The sequence below is a fragment of the Paenibacillus faecis genome (genome assembly GCF_008084145.1).
In the GTDB taxonomy this organism is placed as follows: domain Bacteria; phylum Bacillota; class Bacilli; order Paenibacillales; family Paenibacillaceae; genus Fontibacillus; species Fontibacillus faecis.
On the sequence record NZ_VSDO01000001.1, the window covers coordinates 1,163,674 to 1,180,361 of the forward strand.

General features: G+C 52.6%; 12 protein-coding genes. 7 read left to right on the forward strand and 5 right to left on the reverse strand.

Features of this window, described 5'->3' with window-relative positions; genetic code table 11:
* Positions 1–110: 110 nt before the first annotated feature.
* From FRY98_RS05335 to recQ, 4 genes are read right to left on the reverse strand one after another with little or no spacing between them, the layout of a single operon-like run.
* On the reverse strand, positions 111–1,112 hold the full coding sequence (locus tag FRY98_RS05335; protein WP_148450674.1) for a sensor histidine kinase: 1,002 nt from the start codon (positions 1,110–1,112) through the stop codon (positions 111–113).
* Positions 1,109–1,810 carry a response regulator transcription factor gene (locus FRY98_RS05340; RefSeq protein WP_148450675.1) on the reverse strand — a complete coding sequence of 234 codons (702 nt, stop codon included), beginning with the start codon at positions 1,808–1,810 and terminating at the stop codon, positions 1,109–1,111. The genes FRY98_RS05335 and FRY98_RS05340 overlap by 4 nt, the downstream gene beginning before the upstream one ends.
* 16 nt (positions 1,811–1,826) lie before the next feature.
* Positions 1,827–3,602, reverse strand: a complete 1,776-nt coding sequence (locus FRY98_RS05345; protein ID WP_148450676.1) for a B12-binding domain-containing radical SAM protein — start codon at positions 3,600–3,602, stop codon at positions 1,827–1,829.
* Between the two features lie 11 nt (positions 3,603–3,613).
* On the reverse strand, positions 3,614–5,455 hold the full coding sequence (recQ, locus tag FRY98_RS05350) for a DNA helicase RecQ (protein WP_148450677.1): 1,842 nt from the start codon (positions 5,453–5,455) through the stop codon (positions 3,614–3,616).
* A 442-nt stretch (positions 5,456–5,897) separates the two neighbouring features.
* Here recQ and rlmD point away from each other — a divergent pair, with 442 nt between their 5' ends.
* The 4 genes from rlmD to FRY98_RS05370 all read left to right on the forward strand — a co-directional run bounded on the left by rlmD (position 5,898) and on the right by FRY98_RS05370 (position 11,617).
* A complete protein-coding gene (gene rlmD / locus FRY98_RS05355; protein WP_249043364.1) occupies positions 5,898–7,286 on the forward strand; it encodes a 23S rRNA (uracil(1939)-C(5))-methyltransferase RlmD in 1,389 nt (462 codons plus the stop codon).
* An 803-nt stretch (positions 7,287–8,089) separates the two neighbouring features.
* Positions 8,090–8,662 carry a nucleotidyltransferase domain-containing protein gene (locus FRY98_RS05360; RefSeq protein WP_249043330.1) on the forward strand — a complete coding sequence of 191 codons (573 nt, stop codon included), beginning with the start codon at positions 8,090–8,092 and terminating at the stop codon, positions 8,660–8,662.
* Positions 8,663–8,844: 182 nt separating this feature from the next.
* Complete coding sequence (locus tag FRY98_RS05365) at positions 8,845–9,306, forward strand: GNAT family N-acetyltransferase (protein ID WP_148450679.1); 462 nt, start codon at positions 8,845–8,847, stop codon at positions 9,304–9,306.
* 214 nt (positions 9,307–9,520) lie between these two features.
* Complete coding sequence (locus FRY98_RS05370) at positions 9,521–11,617, forward strand: 5'-nucleotidase C-terminal domain-containing protein (protein WP_170287031.1); 2,097 nt, start codon at positions 9,521–9,523, stop codon at positions 11,615–11,617.
* Between the two features lie 63 nt (positions 11,618–11,680).
* Here FRY98_RS05370 and FRY98_RS05375 read toward each other — a convergent pair whose 3' ends face one another.
* On the reverse strand, positions 11,681–12,241 hold the full coding sequence (locus FRY98_RS05375) for a YdhK family protein (protein WP_148450680.1): 561 nt from the start codon (positions 12,239–12,241) through the stop codon (positions 11,681–11,683).
* A 198-nt stretch (positions 12,242–12,439) separates the two neighbouring features.
* On the opposite strand from FRY98_RS05375, the gene FRY98_RS05380 reads away from it, so the two are divergent.
* From FRY98_RS05380 to FRY98_RS05390, 3 genes are read left to right on the forward strand one after another with little or no spacing between them, the layout of a single operon-like run.
* Positions 12,440–13,087, forward strand: coding sequence for a TetR/AcrR family transcriptional regulator (locus FRY98_RS05380; RefSeq protein WP_148450681.1), 648 nt, complete (start codon positions 12,440–12,442; stop codon positions 13,085–13,087).
* Positions 13,080–14,363 carry an MFS transporter gene (locus tag FRY98_RS05385; RefSeq protein ID WP_148450682.1) on the forward strand — a complete coding sequence of 428 codons (1,284 nt, stop codon included), beginning with the start codon at positions 13,080–13,082 and terminating at the stop codon, positions 14,361–14,363. Before FRY98_RS05380 ends, FRY98_RS05385 begins: the two co-directional genes overlap by 8 nt.
* Complete coding sequence (locus tag FRY98_RS05390) at positions 14,363–16,687, forward strand: ABC transporter permease (protein WP_148450683.1); 2,325 nt, start codon at positions 14,363–14,365, stop codon at positions 16,685–16,687. The genes FRY98_RS05385 and FRY98_RS05390 overlap by 1 nt, the downstream gene beginning before the upstream one ends.
* The last annotated feature ends 1 nt before the right edge of the window (position 16,688 follow it).

The window sequence follows — 16,688 nt, forward strand, 5'->3', positions numbered from 1 at the left end:
TCCAATCCCTCCGGCTCGGGCCATCGATTTTTCTTAACCCTGTCTTAACGATTTGTAAGGTTCTGTTCGCAAAAAAAAGATGCCCCGTTTCTCAACGGCAGCATCTGCAGCTACAACTTCCGATCCGCGGTAAAGATCAACCTGACCGTAGTCCCTTCTCCCCATGTGGACTCCAGCTCCACTTTGTGGTCCAAACGGCGGCAAACCTCCCGGACGAGGTAAAGCCCCATCCCGGTCGATTCCCGGTACTGTCTGCCCTGTTCTCCCGTAAAATAAGGGTCGAAGACGCGGCGCAGATCTTCCTTTCGGATCCCCACGCCATGATCGGCAATTTCCAACACCACTTTTTTGCCCCGCCGCATGGCGGTAAATTCCACCTTGTTCCCTTTGCCGGCCGAATAGTTAACGGCGTTGACCGCAATCTGCCCCAGGATGAATTCCAGCCACTTCTCGTCGGAATACACCTGGACCTCTTCCCCGATTTCGATCACCGGATAGACCCCTTTCCGGATAAACAGCCTCCGATGGGCCGCCACCGTACGGTTAACGGCATCCCGCAAAGAGACGCGATCCACCCGGAAGTCGCTTTCGAACCGTTCCAGCCGGGACGTGTACAGCGCCATCTCCAGTCCGCCGCGCAGCCGGTCCAGCTCTTCCTGAATGCTTTCGCGCACGCTTTCGGGCAGCGCTTCTTTTTCATTTTCCAAGGTGAGTTGAATGACGGATAAGGGCGTTTTCATCTGATGGACCCAACGGTTGGTGAACGCCGTATTGGTCTCCATCTGGCTGCGGTACTTGTACAATTCCTCCTGGAACAGGCGGTAACCGGCCTCCATCCGGGAATCCAGCGCCAGGGCCAGCGGCGTTTCGCCGGAAGGGTCTATCAGCTCCTCCAGTTTCCCGGGCGGAATCGTAAGCTTGCGGTATACTTCGCGGCGGCTAAAGTATTGGTATCCCAAGTACAACAGAAGACAAGTAACGCTTAGCAGGAGCGCGTACACCGCGATGTCGAGTTCCCGGCTCCCGGCAAGCCAATACAGAAAAGGAACCAGAACCATCTGCGGGATCAAAAAGAGCAGAAGCGGAATCTGTTCTTTCCAGAAAAGCCTCATGCTTCTCCCGCCACGGAAGGCAGCAGCATGTATCCCGCTCCCCTGACCGTCTCGACGGCATCCTCCAGCCCCAGCTCTTTCAGCTTCTTCCGGATCCGCGTCACATACACGTTCAGCGTGTTGTCATCGATAAAATGATGGTCCTGCCACATCAGATCGAGCAGTTTTTCCCGGGTGACGACCCGTCCCACCCGCTCCATCAACGCTTCAAGCAGGACCGCTTCCTTCTGGGTGAGCACGACCGCCTGATCTCCCCGCGTGACCGTAAACCGTTCGGGGTACAGCAGCAGCCCGGCGCCGCCCACGGTTCGTTCCTCTTGTTTTGCGGCATAAGTGCCGTAGGCTCTCCGCAGGTGGCTGCGGATTTTAGCCATCACCACTTCATATGAAAAGGGCTTGGTGATGTAGTCATCCGCCCCGTTCTCAAGCGCCATGATCTGGTCCATCCCGCTGTCCCGGGCGGAGATGAACAGAATCGGACAGGTCGATACGGAGCGGATTTGCCGGCACCAATAAAATCCGTCGAAGTTCGGCAAATTCACATCCAGCATGACCAGATCCGCCCCGCTTTCCGTAAACCGTTCCAGCACCCGGCTGAAATCGGATACCTGTTCGGCGCGATACCCGTACTTCTCGATTTGAGCGGAAAGCATCGCGGTAATTTTCGGATCGTCTTCCACAATCAAAATGGTGAACATGGGACTATCGCTCCTTTCAACGTTGAGCCGGGGACAGCTGTAACGGCGCTGTGTAAAACAGCGGTTTGTCCGCTGCCGGCTCCTGCTGGTAGACCACGATCAGCAGGGAACCGCCCTGTCCCTCCGGGGAATCTTGCGTCCCGTCCAGTACGGCCTGCAGTGAAAAAGGCAGCTCGTCCACGACCGCGTTCTTCTGAAGTTCCCGTTCGTTAAACCCGTGAGCGGCAAACGCGGCGGAAACGCTCTGCGGACGTTCGGCGAGCCGTTTGAAAATCGCGGTCCGGCGGTCCTTGTCCAGCCGGTCTTCCCACCAGATTTTCCGCGGTTTGTATTTATGCTGCAAATAATAATCCAGCTTCATCAAGCCCAGCACGATTTCCGGCTCCTTCATCCCCCGGCAGCCCAAAAATTCATGCAGCCGCGTAAACAGGTCCTCCAGTTGATGGCCGATGCGCTGCCATCCCCGGCTTTCCCAGAAGTCGCCGAACTCCTGGAAAAAATCGAACGGAGAGTCAAACTCCGAGGTAATCAGATACTCCATCGTATGGTCCATCCGGTGATCGTTCCAGTATTTCTCCAGCACATCCTCGAGCCGCTTCAACCGGACGATATCGGAAAAGGGCAAAATGTCGTTGCCCAAAATTTCGTAAGGCGCATGGTCCATATAAATGTAATTGTACTTGACGGCGTCGTTCCGCAGCCCCGTGCCGCGCAGCATCTTGAGAAAACCGAGCTGCAGCTCCTCCGGCCGCATGGCGAAGACGTCATTGAACGTTTTGCGGAACGTCGCGTAATCTTCTTCCGGGAGTCCGGCGATCAGATCGAGATGCTGGTCGATTTTGCCGCTCTCTTTGATTTTTGTCACCGTACGCTTCAGTTTGGTGAAATTTTGACGGCGTTTAACGAGCTCGTTCGTCGGATCGTTCGTCGATTGGACCCCGATTTCAAAGCGGAAAATCCCCGGCGGGGCGTTTTCGGCCAAATAATCCAGGACCTCTGGCCGCATAATGTCCGCCGTGATTTCGAACTGAAAGACGCATCCGCCGTGGTTTTGAATAAGAAACTCGAACATCTCCATCGCATAGCTGCGGTTAATGTTAAATGTACGGTCCAGAAACTTGATCGTCTTCGCTCCGTGGGAAATCAGATACAAAATGTCCGACTTGACGCGCTCGATATCATAATAGCGAACCCCCACCTCAATGCTGGACAGGCAAAATTGACAGCTGAACGGACAGCCCCGGCTGGTCTCGAAATACACGATCCGCTTGCCCAGATGCGGAATGTCCTCGGGAAAGCGGTGCGGGGACGGCAGCGTGTTCAGATCCGATTTCGGCCGCGGCGGATTGAGCCGGATTTCCCCGTCCTTCCGGTAAGCCGCGCCGAACACGAAGTGGAACTTCCGGTCGCCCGCCAGCTCCTCCAGGAGATGGTGGAACGTCTCCTCGCCGTCGCCCATTACGATAAAATCGACGCTGGGGATCCGCCGCATCCAATATTCCGTATCATAGGACACTTCCGGTCCGCCGAGCACGATCGCGGTATCCGGCAGCACTTTGCGGAGCAGCTCCACCACCTTGATCGTCTCTTCGATATTCCAAATGTAACACGAGAATCCGACCACGTCCGGGCGCTTCTGGTACAAATCCGATACGATATTCAGGACCGGATCCTTAATCGTGTACTCGGCCAGGTCGATATCGAACCGGTTACCGCTGTAGGCCTTCAGGAGCCGGATCGCCAGCGAGGTGTGAATATATTTGGCGTTTAACGTAGCTAAGATGACTTTCATCGCTCACAACCCTATTCCATATTTTGAAAAAATTCCAGAAACGGCGCGCCGTATTTACGAAATTTCACTTCACCGACACCCTTGATTTTCAGCATCTCCTCTTCCCTAGTCGGGCAAACCAGGCTCATTTCACGCAAAGTCGCATCGTTGAAAATAATGTAGGAGGGCACCCGCTCCTTCTCCGCCAAATCCCGGCGGATCAGGCGCAACTGCTCAAAGACCGTTTCATTGACGGCCGACGGCCCGTCGTCGTAACCCGAACCGCGGCGCCGGGAGCCGCCCGTCTTCTGGCCCTTCGCCGCAGTCGGCTCCGGCGCGCGCATCATCACCTGGTGCTGACCGCGGAGCACGTCGGCGGCCAGGGGCTGAAGCCGGACCACCGGGTACTGCCCTTCCGACAGCGCCAAATACCCCTCGGCGATAAACAGGTTGATCAGCTCGGAGATCTCCCGCTCCGTTTTGCGGCGCATCATGCCGTAAGTGGGCAATTGATCAAACCGATATTGCAGCACCTTTTTGTTCTGCGAACCTTTCAGCACCGACGATACGAGCGAAACGCCGAAGCGCTCCCGCATCCGGTGAATGCAGGAAAATACGATCTGCGCGTCCACTGTAAGGTCGACCAGCTCGCGCTCGTCCCGGCAGGAGCTGCAGATGCCGCAAGGCTTGCGGTCGTGAACTTCGCCGAAATAATCGAGCATGGCAAAACGCAGACAGCTGGTGGAATAACAGTACTCCACCATTTGCTGGAGCTTGCGGTACTCGTTGCGTTTCCGGTCCTCGTCCTGCGGATTTTGCTCGATCAAAAACTTCTGCGTCATGATGTCTTGCGGGCTGAACAGCAGAATGCATTCGCTCGGCTCGCCGTCCCGGCCGGCACGCCCCGCTTCCTGGACATAGGCCTCCATATTCTTCGGCATATTGTAATGGATGACCCAACGGACATTCGACTTGTCGATCCCCATGCCGAAAGCGTTGGTGGCGACCATGACCCGGATATCGTCGTAAAGGAACGCCTCCTGGCTTTCCTCGCGTTCCCGGTCGGACAGGCCGGCATGGTAGCGTCCCGCGGGAATTCCGTTCTCCCGCAGACGGTTGTATAGATCGTCGACCTCTTTGCGGGTCGCCGCATAAATGATGCCTGGCTGATGCCCGTGAGTTTCCGCGTAATTCATAATGAATTCGCGCTTGTTCTCGCCGCGCAGCACCGACATGGCCAGATTGTCCCGGCCGAGCCCCGTCACGAACACGGACGGTTGATCCAGCTTCAGAAGGCGGATCATATCGTCCATGACTTGGGGCGTTGCGGTCGCCGTGAAGGCGGCGAGAATCGGCCGCCGCGGCAGGCCGTTGACAAATGGCGATACCGCGAGATAGCTCGTCCGGAAGTCATGCCCCCACTGCGAGACGCAGTGCGCCTCATCGACGGCGACGCAGGAGATCGTCAGGGCGCTCATTTCCTCGCGGAACCAATCGAGCTCGAGGCGTTCCGGCGCCACGTACAGCAGCTTTATTTCGCCGCGTTTGGCCGCGCGAATGCGGTCGTTCACTTCTTTCCCGGACAAGGAACTGTTGATGTAAGCGGCCGGGATCCCCATCGTGACCAGCGCGTCCACCTGGTCCTTCATCAGCGAGATCAGCGGGGACACCACCAGGGTCAGCCCCGGCAGCAGCAAAGCGGGGATCTGGTAACAGATCGATTTCCCGCCTCCGGTCGGCATAATTCCCAGCGTGTCGGTCCCTTCCAGGACACTGGCGACGATTTTCCGCTGGCCTTCGCGAAAATCGGGGTACCCGTAATATTTTTGCAGCAGCTGCTGCGCTTGTTCCAAACGGGAGGTTTGCGTATTCATAACATAAACTCCTTGATCCTTTGAACAGGACGTATTTCTTCCATAAGTTTAGTTTACCGGGCCGAGCCGCAATGGGCAACACGCCGGCCCGCATCCGGACTGGCAATCCTTACATGATGCGCTCCGTTCCGGTCCATACTTACCATTATAACGCCATGCGCAAAAAAGAGGGGTATAGCATGATGCGGAGGCAACTCTAGAAGTCGGGAGAACGTATTAGTTAGCTAAGGTCTCAGGGCGCTGCTTGCTTGTACTCGACCCCAATCTCCGTGGTATAGTAGAGTCGGATTATAATAACGGATGGAGAAGCGGCTATTTTATGAAAAATCAAAATCAAACCAAGCACGAAAAAACGTTTAAGCATACAAAGAAAGCGGGCTCCAAGGGACCCGGTTCGGGAAAAGCGGGCTCGCGCGGCGGTCCAGGCGGTCCCGGTCAAAAGATGGCCCCCCGGGTAGCGAACCGCGAATCCGCGGAAGAGCTCAAGGCCGGCGACCGGATCGTCGTGACCGTCAAACGGCTCGGGATCAACGGCGAAGGCGTCGGGTATTACCGGCGGAAAGCGGTATTTATCGGGGGCGCGCTGCCGGATGAGGTGATTAAGGCCGAGGTGACCCGGGTGGAACCCAAGTTCATCACCGCCCAAATCCTGGAGATCGAGAAGCGCTCCCCGTACCGGGTCGAGGCTCCTTGCCCGGTATTCGGCATCTGCGGCGGCTGCCAGATTCAGCATCTTTCTTATGAAGGACAGCTTAAGGGCAAGGAGGATCTCGTTCGCGAAGCTTTTTCGCGGTACGCGGGGATGGAGCAGGTGAAGATGAAGCCGATCCTCGGCATGGACCACCCGTGGGGGTATCGCAACAAAGCCCAGCTTCAGTTGGGGATGCAGGAGGAAGGGATGATCGCGGGGCTGTACGGCCTGGACTCGCATCGTCTGGTCGATATCACCGGCTGTCCCATCCAGCATCCAAAGATCAATGAAGCGGTCGACCGGGCGCGGAACGTGCTGGAACGGCTGAAGATTCCCGTTTACCGGGAAAAAGGCGGGCAAGGCCTGGTACGGACCCTCGTCGTCCGCTGGGGCTTCCAGTCCGGCCAGCTGCAAATCACGCTGGTGACCGCAAGCGACAAGCTGCCGCAGCGCGAGCAGCTGATCAAGGAGCTCCGGCTGGCCATCCCGGAGCTGACCAGCATCGCGATGAACGTCAATCCGAAGAACACGTCGCTCGTGTTCGGCAGCAAAACGTTCATCCTCTGGGGCGAGGACCATATCCAGGAGTCGCTCGGCGACCTGGATTTCACATTGTCGCCCCGCGCGTTTTTTCAGCTGAACCCGTTGCAAACGGTGAAGCTGTACGAGTCGGTGCGCGCGGCAGCCGGACTGACCGGCCGCGAGACGGTCGTCGACGCCTATTGCGGCACCGGCACGATCGGCCTCTGGCTCGCCCCGTACGCGCGCGAGGTGCGCGGGATCGAGGCGATCCCCGAGGCCGTCGCGGACGCCAAGGCGAACGCCGAGCGGAACGGGCGCGGCAATGCGGCCTTCCATGAAGGCTTGGCGGAAGAGCTCCTTCCGCGCTGGGTGAAGGCCGGCTTCTCGCCCGACGTCATCGTCGCCGATCCGCCGCGGACCGGGCTCGATCCTCGCTTCCTTGAAGCCGTGCTCCGTACGAAACCGAAGCGTTTCGTCTACGTTTCCTGCAATCCGTCCACGCTGGCAAAGGACTGCAAGGTGCTGACGGACGGCGGCTACAAGCTCGAATGGGTGCAGCCGGTCGATATGTTCCCGCAGACGAGCCATGTGGAGAGCGTGTCGTTGTTGGTTAGATAATAAAAGAGAAGTTACTATTGGTTGCCGGCTAGGGCAGCGTCAGGCAAATTTGACTAACAAGAATTCCTGCATATCTGCATGTTTTTTTCCTGTTCAGAGCAAAAATTTTAAAATTCCTGCGATTCTGCAGGAATTTTCGGCGAAAGCGGCTTGATTCTCTAAAATCGCTAGAAATACCTGCAGATTTGCATCTTTTTTCGCATACCCTCGTGGATCGGTCTAAATTCTTGCAGATTTGCATCTTTTCGCACTCTTCACCTGCAGCTCATTTGAATTAAAAGGAAATATACCCGTTAATTTGGCGCGTATGCTGCTGCAGAGGCGAATTAGCTGGAGAACCTCCCGTTAATTCGCCTGAAAATGGGTATATCGACAAAAAGGCCGCGAAATAGATGGAGTTTTTCCAGCTAAATCCGATAGAAGCGCCAGGAGCGGTACATTAACGGGAGATTTTCCCGTTAAAGATGTAAACTCTGATATATATACAATTGTGGACGTCGGTAACGTATCTCCGAAACCATCTCATATCCCTCCCTCACGCCAATTTTTTAGTTCAACCAATATAGATATCTTGATGAGGAAAACATTATCTATTACGACAAGTACGATAACGAGTTCTGTCCCTCCTGTAATAAATGGTTGACTGCTCCGTGTAGAGACTCTTCTTGTATTTACTGTAAAGTTCGACCTATAAAGCCTTTGGAGACCAAATCTCTTGCTGATATGTCATCAAGAGAATTAGAGTTGAAAATGACATGGTGTTGGCGTTGTAAATGTGAAAGACATCGGATGACGTATAGGAGGTGTTTTCAATAGAACCTTATGCTTCCGTATTTACAACCATGAAGGGGTTTAATAAGCCTTGGGCAATTGCTGGAGGTTGGGCGATAGACCTCTTTCTTGGCAAAACTACAAGAGAGCATAGTGACATTGAAATTGTTGTGTTTAGAAACGACCAAATAAGTATTCTTGAATACTTGTCTGGATGGGAATTCAAGAAGGTTGTCGGTGGGAAAATTGAACCCTGGGGAGTAGATGAAAGGTTAGAATTACCTGTACATGAAACGTATGCAGAACGATTAAACGAAAAGATAGAGATTCTTCTTAATGAGCTTGAAGGTAAAGAATGGGTTTATCGCAGAGATCCTAGAATTCGAAGAGAATTGTCTAAAGCTATCATGAAAACAACTAATGGAATTCCTTACCTTCGTCCGGAAATAACATTGCTTTACAAATCAAAAGGTGCGAGACCGAAAGATGACGTTGATTTTGAGAATACTTTCTCCCGGTTGGATTTTGAACAAAGGCGGTGGCTTCAAGGTTCGTTAAGGATCGTTTATGGCGAGCATCCTTGGATTAAGTTTCTGAAAAAATAATGATTGGCAGGACCCGTATTGGCAGTAAGGAAATGATCGAGCCCCCTTGTCGTTGTTGGTTAGAAAAACTAATTGCGGGTTAGGAAAGACTAATAGTTGAAGATGTCTTAGCGGACATAAAGTGTAGAGGGGGATTAACCCCTATTTTGTTATATTATTATTCAGGAGAGTACATCATATCTATGGAAATCAGAAAAGCAAACATTGTGGAGCTTGAAAGCATTTTGAAACTCTCGCCACAAGCCTTATTTGAAGGGACACTGGGCAGAGTTAGACCAACAGACGAAAGGATCAAGCGACTCGTTGAGCCACTTTTGGAGAGGGGCTGCTACTACTTAATAGCTGCAGAAAAAGATAATTTGATGGGATGGATTCTAATAGGTTCAATCAAAGACCAATTCACCGATGAGATGATTGGCTTTATATACGAATTATATGTAACTCAAGAGTATAGAGGAAAAGGCATCTCTAAACACTTAATGAAAAGTGCCATTGAGCACCTGCAGTCCGAAGGATATCCTGAGATTCGTCTGGGAGTTTTTGCAGATAATCATGCTGTTCGACTTTATAAACAAATGGGATTCTCTGAAAGAAACATTACTATGAGTCTAAGGATGCCCTGCATTTCTCAAGCCGCCCGCTGAAATAGCGGCCTTTGGGGCTGCTACTTCACCCCGCCCAGTCGAATTCGATAAAATAGGCGCCAAAAACGCCTCTATTTATCTGCCCCGCTGTCAAAGCGGTAACGGGCGCTCGTCCCAACCTCTTTATTTACATAATCTTAACGTATAACGCAACGTATCAAAATCCTCGACGTGTAAACTCTCCTTATAAAAAATCAGCTTAAAGGAGAGAGTTATGTTGAAAAGAAACTTGCTTGGGCTTGGTTTAGCTGCTATGATGCTCGCTTCATTAAGCAGCCCTGCAACGGCTCGTGCCTCGGAACCTTTTGATTTGACGATTTTGCACGTGAATGACCATCATTCGCATCTGGATCCCCAAACCTTTGATCTGAACTTAAACTATGACGACGCCCAAGAAGGAGAAAAGGTGCGCCTGCAATTGGGCGGAATGTCTTACATATCTTCGTTAATCCGTGAACATAGAAACGATCATTCCTTGCTATTGCAGAGCGGGGAATTAAACGGAACCCTCTATTACAGCCTGTACAAGGGCGAAACCGACATGAAGGTAATCAACGCCTTACGGCCTGATGCTTATATGGTCGGCAATCACGAGTTTGACGAGGGCGACCAACATTTTGCCGATTTGTATCAGACGGCGCGGTTCCCGATTCTGGCAGGCAACATAAAGCCGACCAAACGATCGCCTCTCTACGGAAACCTGGACCAGCCCTATCTGATCAAAGAAGTCGACGGTGAAAAGATCGCCATCATCGGCGTTATCAAAATTGAAAAAACGAAGGAATCTTCTCTGATTAGCGAGGATGTCGAATTTATTGACGAAATCGAGTTCGTTAAGTCTACGGTGGAAGAGGTAAAGAGACAAGGCATCAATAAAATCATCGTGCTGAGCCACTTAGGATACGATTTCGACCAAGTGTTGGCAGCCGAAACGAGCGACGTTGACCTGATCGTTGGCGGAGACACGCACAACTTGCTCGATTCTTCGGGAGAAGCAAAGGCTTTAGGCTTGCCGGTAACCGGCGAATATCCGACGATGGTTCAGAACGCAGACGGCAAGAGCACTTATATTGTTCAAGCATGGGAATATGCTAAAGCTTTGGGCAGGATCGATTTGAAATTTGACGCACAGGGCGAAATCATCAGCGCGGCAGGGAGTCCGATTCTACCTGTCGGCGGACCGTATCAAGTGAATGTGGACGATCAATGGGTTGATGCGAACGAGACAGCTTTAACCCATATTAAAAAGGCTATTGCAAACAACAGCGTTCTAGTGGAGGGTCAAATCGATCCGACTATGGAGGAAACTATTACGCCTTACCGAAAAGCACTAGAAGCCCAAATGGAAACCGTCATCGGTTCTATCCAGGAAAATCTGTCTAACGAACGAATTCCGAAACCTTTCACGGATCCTAAAGACACGAACGGCAGCTTTGCGGCGCAGGTGGTTGCCGACTCGTTTTTGTACGGCCTGCCCCATGCCGACGTGGCTATCCAAAACGCGGGCGGCGTAAGAGAAACTTTTAGGCAAGGCGATTTTACGATGGCCGATGCCTATACGATGCTGCCGTTTTCGAATACGATAACGACTCTTGAATTAACCGGCGAAGAAATACGCGATGTGTTGGACGAAGCCATTCGTTATTCGCAAGGGATTACGCAGTCGACAGGCGCATTCCCCTATTCGTCACACTTGAGATATGACGTTTATTTAAACGCCGACGAAGGAATGAAGAGCGCGTACAATCTTGAAGTCAAAGATCGCAAGACAGGGGTATGGTCCCCCATCGACATGAACAAAACCTATGTTGTAGCCACGAATTCGTTCACGGCTCTTGGTAAAGATGGATATGCCACTTTTGAAAAGGCCATCGAAAAAGACCCTGACGTAAAAGTGGAAACTTATATTCAATATGCGGTACCGCTTGTCGAGTTATTTACGGAGCATTTGAATGGCGGAGTGGTTGTAAAACCGGACGCGGATAGCTATTCTTTAAAGTCGGTCAAAGAGTGGCAGGCCGAACCGTCAGAAGGAAGCAATGCTCCCGTCAAAGAATCTCCTGTCAATGAAGCTCCTGTAAGCAAAGCACCCGCAAGCAAGGCTTCTGCAACCGAAGCGTCTGACCGCGAATCCTCCGCTCAAGGGAATGCCGCAAAAACGTATACCGTAGTTAAGGGGGATAATCTCTTCCGAATTGCTCAGAAAACGCTAAACGACGGAACGCGTTGGAGAGAAATTTATGAATTGAACAAAGACAAGATTACAAACCCCCGCGTGATTTATCCGGGACAAAGGATTGTGCTGCCGTAAGTGAATCGTTCTACTAAAATCAAGTGAGAGCCACCCTTGCAGGCGGCTCTTTTTTCTGCACCCTTACTTTGCAGACAATTCATCCTCCGTAACCCATTGATGATTTTTAACGGTTTCTCCGCCAGTGGTCGGTGTATAGTCCACCATATAGACGTTCATGGCTTGGGCGGTATCCACGGTAGCGTTCGCTCCGCGCATTCCCGGCATGTGGTCCGCATTTAAGATCACTTTGGCACCCGGCTCAAAAGGTTTGTCCCCTGCGTCTTTTATTTCCTGGTGGATAACCCACTTGTGTTTATTAATCGGATCGCCACCGGTTGTAGGGATGTACGATACCGAATAGACGGTGGTTTCATAAGCCCCGACAATCGTTGCCGTTGCCCCGTTCATTCCCGGCATATGGTCCGCGTGAATAACCGCTTGACTTCCCACTCTGAATTTCGGGTTTGTCGATTCCTTTAAACCTGACGGAATTTCACCCGATCCCGAATGGCTCATCTCGGAATGACTCGCATCTCCCGCGGTGGGGGCGCTGCCTTCTGTAGTGCTTTGGCTGGAGTTATTGCGGCATCCACTCAAAGAAATCAGCGCGGCAATACCGAGTAAAATTAGCTGCTTCTTCATCCCCTGCTTCACTCCTTGTTTTTATCGCTACAAACACAATATACCCCATTGGGGTATACCTCAAACCTGTCACCCCCCTGATTTCATCCATTTGTAAAATTTATCCCGCTATCTTGACTTTGCGATGGAGGATCATGTTAGAATATAACCGACAGACAGTCGGTCCAATGGGAAGAGCATAAAGGTGAGGTGAATGAAATGAGAGTCGTAAAAAACGCCGAGGAGCGAAAGAATGAAATTCTGGACGCGGCGGATGAGCTGTTCGGGCAAAAAGGCTTCGAGGGCACCAGTACGAACGATATTCTCGAAAAGGTCGGAATCGCCCGGGGCACGCTGTATCATCACTTCAAGTCGAAGGAGGATATCATGGACGCGCTGATCGAACGCTACAGCGCCCGGCTGTTAAGCGCGGCACGGGAAGTGGCCGCGGATCGGAGCGTCCCCGTCGTCGAACGCATTGTCCGCGTCGTTATGGCTCTGAACTTAAGCGGAGGAAGCAGCGAGGAAATTATGGAGCAGATTCATAAGCCGGAAAACGCGCTGATGCATCGAAAAATACAAAAGTTCATCATCGGCGGCGTCCCCCCGATCTTGACGGAAATTATCCGTGAAGGTATCGGGCAAGGAGTGTTCAACACCCCGTTTCCGTATGAATGCATGGAAATGGTCGTGGTTTATGCGAACACCATTTTTGATGACGATATTGTTCTTTTGACGGACGAAGAACTCGCCTCACGCCTACAGGCATTCGTCTTTAATACGGAGCGACTTCTGGGTGCGGAGAGCGGAAGTTTAATGTCCGTGATGCCCATGTTCGGCGGTGAAAATCGGGGCGATCATGCGTAGTCCAAACCAAATGTTCGGGAAATTTCTTCTGTTGTGGTCCGGTCAGTTTGTTTCCGCCGTGGGAAGCGGACTTACGTCATTCGGGCTCGGAGTCTATGTTTTTCAGCAATCGGGCAAAGCTTCGGCTGCGGCGCTTGTGACTTTGTTGGCGTTTCTGCCTTCACTGCTGTTAACGCCCTTGGCGGGAGTGCTGGCGGACCGCTATGATCGGAGGCTTCTCATGGTGGCGGGTGACAGTCTGTCCGCGGCGGGCCTTGTGTATATTCTGGTCTGTATGCTTCAAGGCGGCGCTCAGCTGTGGCAGATTTGCGTGGGAATTACGATCAGCTCGGTGTTCTCCTCACTGATGGACCCCGCTTACAAAGCAACGGTTTCGGACTTGCTTTCCAAGGAACAGTACACCAAAGCTAGCGGCCTGGTTCAGGCGGCGGGTTCGGCAAAATATTTGATTTCGCCGATCTTAGCCGGATTTCTGCTCCAGATTTCGGATATTAAGCTGCTGCTGGCGATCGACATATGCACTTTTTGGGTTACCGTTGCCGCGACGGTCGCCGTACGCAGAGGCCTTGCTTCCAAAAACCACGAAACAAAACAACCGTTTGTCCGCGAATTTAAAGACGGATGGGGTGCCGTTTCCGAAAATAAAGGCGTGCTCGTGCTCGTGCTTATGACCTCGGTGATCGTGTTTTTCCTCGGATTTATCCAAACGCTGGCCACGCCGATGATTCTTTCCTTTACGGACAGTTCCAAATTAGGAACAGTCATTACGATCGCCGCTTCGGGAATGCTCGTGACCAGTGTAATGATCGGGATGATCCCCATCAAGCGGGGGCATGTGAACATCCTCTCGGTCTCGCTGTGTTGTGCCGGTATTTTTATGGGGGCGTTCGGACTGCGCGAGAATCTGGTTCTCATCAGCGTGTCGGGGTTTCTGTTTTTTGGCATGCTTCCGTTTGCCAACACAAGCTTGGATTATTTGATTCGAACCCATATCGGAAATTCGGTTCAAGGCAGAGCTTGGGGACTGATCGGCCTGATTTCCCAACTGGGATATGTAGCCGCTTATTCGATCTCGGGCGTGCTGGCGGACGTTGCGTTCACGCCCTTGCTGCTTGACGGCGGGACGCTTGCCGGCAGTGTGGGACGGATCATCGGGACGGGAAGCGGAAGAGGCGCGGGGCTTCTCATTATACTTGGAGGGGCACTGCTCTGCGTGACTTCAGGTATTCTGTACCGGATCAAATCAGTGAGACAGCTTGAAACAAGAGGTGGCTAATGCACTTATATTTTAAAATTATGCAAAAAGATATTCTCCGAAGCAAAGCCGTTACGCTCACAACCCTGATCTTCGTCGCTGCCGCCGGTATGCTCCTTTCGCTTGCATGCATCCTCGCCATCCATCTTACCGGAGCGCTGGATACGCTGATGAAGACGGCGAAAACACCGCATTTCATGCAGATGCATTCCGGCGGGATCGACACGGCCCGGCTTAACGCCTTTGCGGAGCGGAACGGGAACGTCGATGAATTTCAGGTGCTTGAATTTCTCAATATCGACGGGTCGAAGATTGTTTTGGGCGATCGGACGCTTATGAACAGCGTTCAGGACAACGGGTTCAGCGTACAGAGCGAGAGGTTTGACTACTTGCTTGATCTCGACGGGAACATGATCCGGCCGGCTAAAGGTGAACTCTATGTACCCATTCACTTTATGCGGGACAACGCCGTCAAGGTCGGCGACAAGGCCGTAATCAGCGGGAAAGCGTTGACCGTAGCGGGGTTCCTCCGGGATTCCCAGATGAACTCCACCCTCTCCGCCTCAAAGCGATTTCTAGTAAGCAAGCAGGACTATGCCGAACTCAAAAGGCGCGGTAGCCTGGAGTATCTGATCGAGTTCAGATTGAAAGATGCATCCAAACTAGGCGCGTTCGAAACCGCGTACGCTTCCGCGGGTCTCGAAGCGAACGGCCCTACGGTCACCTATCCGCTTTTTAAAATGCTGAACGCCCTTTCCGACGGAATGATGATCGGCGTTATTTTACTGATCAGCCTGCTTGTCGTCGCCATCGCCCTGCTATGCATCCGGTTTACCCTCCTGGCGAAAATGGAAGACGATTACCGTGAAATCGGCGTTTTGAAGGCCATTGGACTCCGCCTGTCCGACATCAAAAAAATGGTTTTGGCGAAGTACGCGGCGACGGCGGCGGCCGGCGGCTTACTCGGTTTTGTCCTATCCCTTATGTTCAAAGGCATGCTGCTTGAAAATATCCGGCTGTTTATGGGGGAAAGCGGAAACTCTTCTTACGCGCTACTTTGGGGCGGGATCGGCGTGATGCTCGTCTCCCTCGCCATCGTGGCGTATGTTGACCGGGTCCTGAATCGCTTCAGAGATATTTCCGCAGCGGAAGCCATTCGTTTCGGCGTTTCACAGGAAAAGACCACGGCCGGCCGGCGCTTTCATTTAAGCGAGAATCGTTTGCTGGGTACAAATCTGTTTCTGGGGATAAAGGAAGTCCTGTCGCGAAAAAAACTGTACGCCACCATGCTCGCGGTTCTGGTCATCTCCGCATTTATTCTGATCGTTCCGCAAAACTTGCATCATACCATCTCTTCGAACAGCTTTATCAAATATATGGGAATCGGGAGCTACGACCTGCGCATCGACATTCAACAGACCGACCGGATTTCCGAGAAAACCGGCGAAATTACCGACATGATGGACGGTGACCAAGACATTGCCAAATACGCCGTCCTCACCACCAAAACTTTTCGGGCCAAGCTGGAGAACGGCTTGGAGGAGAATATGAAGGTCGAGCTCGGCGACCATTCGGTCTTTCCTATTGCTTATTCCGCAGGCAGAGCGCCCGCTGCGGATGACGAAATCGCCCTCTCGGTCATCTATGCCGATGATCTGGGCAAAAAGGTCGGCGACCCCCTTACCCTACTTCTTCACGAGGAGGAGAAAACGCTCAAGGTGGTCGGAGTCTATTCCGACGTGACAAACGGCGGCAAAACCGCCAAGGCTGTATTTGCCGACGATTCGGCGGCTCCAATGCGGAGCATTGTGTGCGCCGAGCTCGCGAACCCGGCTCTTGCCGGTGAAAAGGTATCGGCATATGCCAACCGGTTTGGGTTTGCCAAGGTTTCGGACATTGCGGAATTCGTCCGGCAGACGTTCGGGTCAACGATCAGCGCCGTGAAAAAGGCCTCCAACGCCGCCATCGCGGTTAGCCTGCTGATCGCAGCCCTCGTTACGCTGCTGTTTACGAAGCTGCTTGTGGCCAAGGACCGCTATTCTATCGCCGTCATGAAGGCGTTCGGTTTCACGGACTCGGATATAACGGCACAGTATGTTTCGCGTTCGATTTTCGTTCTGTTGATCGGAATCGTTCTCGGCACCCTGCTGGCCAACACGCTCGGACAGATGCTTGCCGGTGCGGTGATCTCCTCGTTCGGAGCGTCAACGTTTCATTTCTCGGTCCATTCGCTTTCCGCGTATTTTCTCAGTCCGCTCATGATGATGTGCACGGTACTTGCCGCCACCTTAATCGGTACAGCGAACGCGGGTCGAATCAAAATATCCGAAAATGTAAAGGAGTAAA

Coding starts and splice junctions, on each gene's coding strand:
- FRY98_RS05335 (WP_148450674.1), bottom strand. CDS start 1,112: ATGAGGCTTTTCTGGAAAGAACAGATTCCGCTTCTGCTCTTTTTGATC.
- FRY98_RS05340 (WP_148450675.1), bottom strand. CDS start 1,810: ATGTTCACCATTTTGATTGTGGAAGACGATCCGAAAATTACCGCGATG.
- FRY98_RS05345 (WP_148450676.1), bottom strand. CDS start 3,602: ATGAAAGTCATCTTAGCTACGTTAAACGCCAAATATATTCACACCTCG.
- recQ (WP_148450677.1), bottom strand. CDS start 5,455: ATGAATACGCAAACCTCCCGTTTGGAACAAGCGCAGCAGCTGCTGCAA.
- rlmD (WP_249043364.1), top strand. CDS start 5,898: ATGGCCCCCCGGGTAGCGAACCGCGAATCCGCGGAAGAGCTCAAGGCC.
- FRY98_RS05365 (WP_148450679.1), top strand. CDS start 8,845: ATGGAAATCAGAAAAGCAAACATTGTGGAGCTTGAAAGCATTTTGAAA.
- FRY98_RS05370 (WP_170287031.1), top strand. CDS start 9,521: ATGTTGAAAAGAAACTTGCTTGGGCTTGGTTTAGCTGCTATGATGCTC.
- FRY98_RS05375 (WP_148450680.1), bottom strand. CDS start 12,241: ATGAAGAAGCAGCTAATTTTACTCGGTATTGCCGCGCTGATTTCTTTG.
- FRY98_RS05380 (WP_148450681.1), top strand. CDS start 12,440: ATGAGAGTCGTAAAAAACGCCGAGGAGCGAAAGAATGAAATTCTGGAC.
- FRY98_RS05385 (WP_148450682.1), top strand. CDS start 13,080: ATGCGTAGTCCAAACCAAATGTTCGGGAAATTTCTTCTGTTGTGGTCC.
- FRY98_RS05390 (WP_148450683.1), top strand. CDS start 14,363: ATGCACTTATATTTTAAAATTATGCAAAAAGATATTCTCCGAAGCAAA.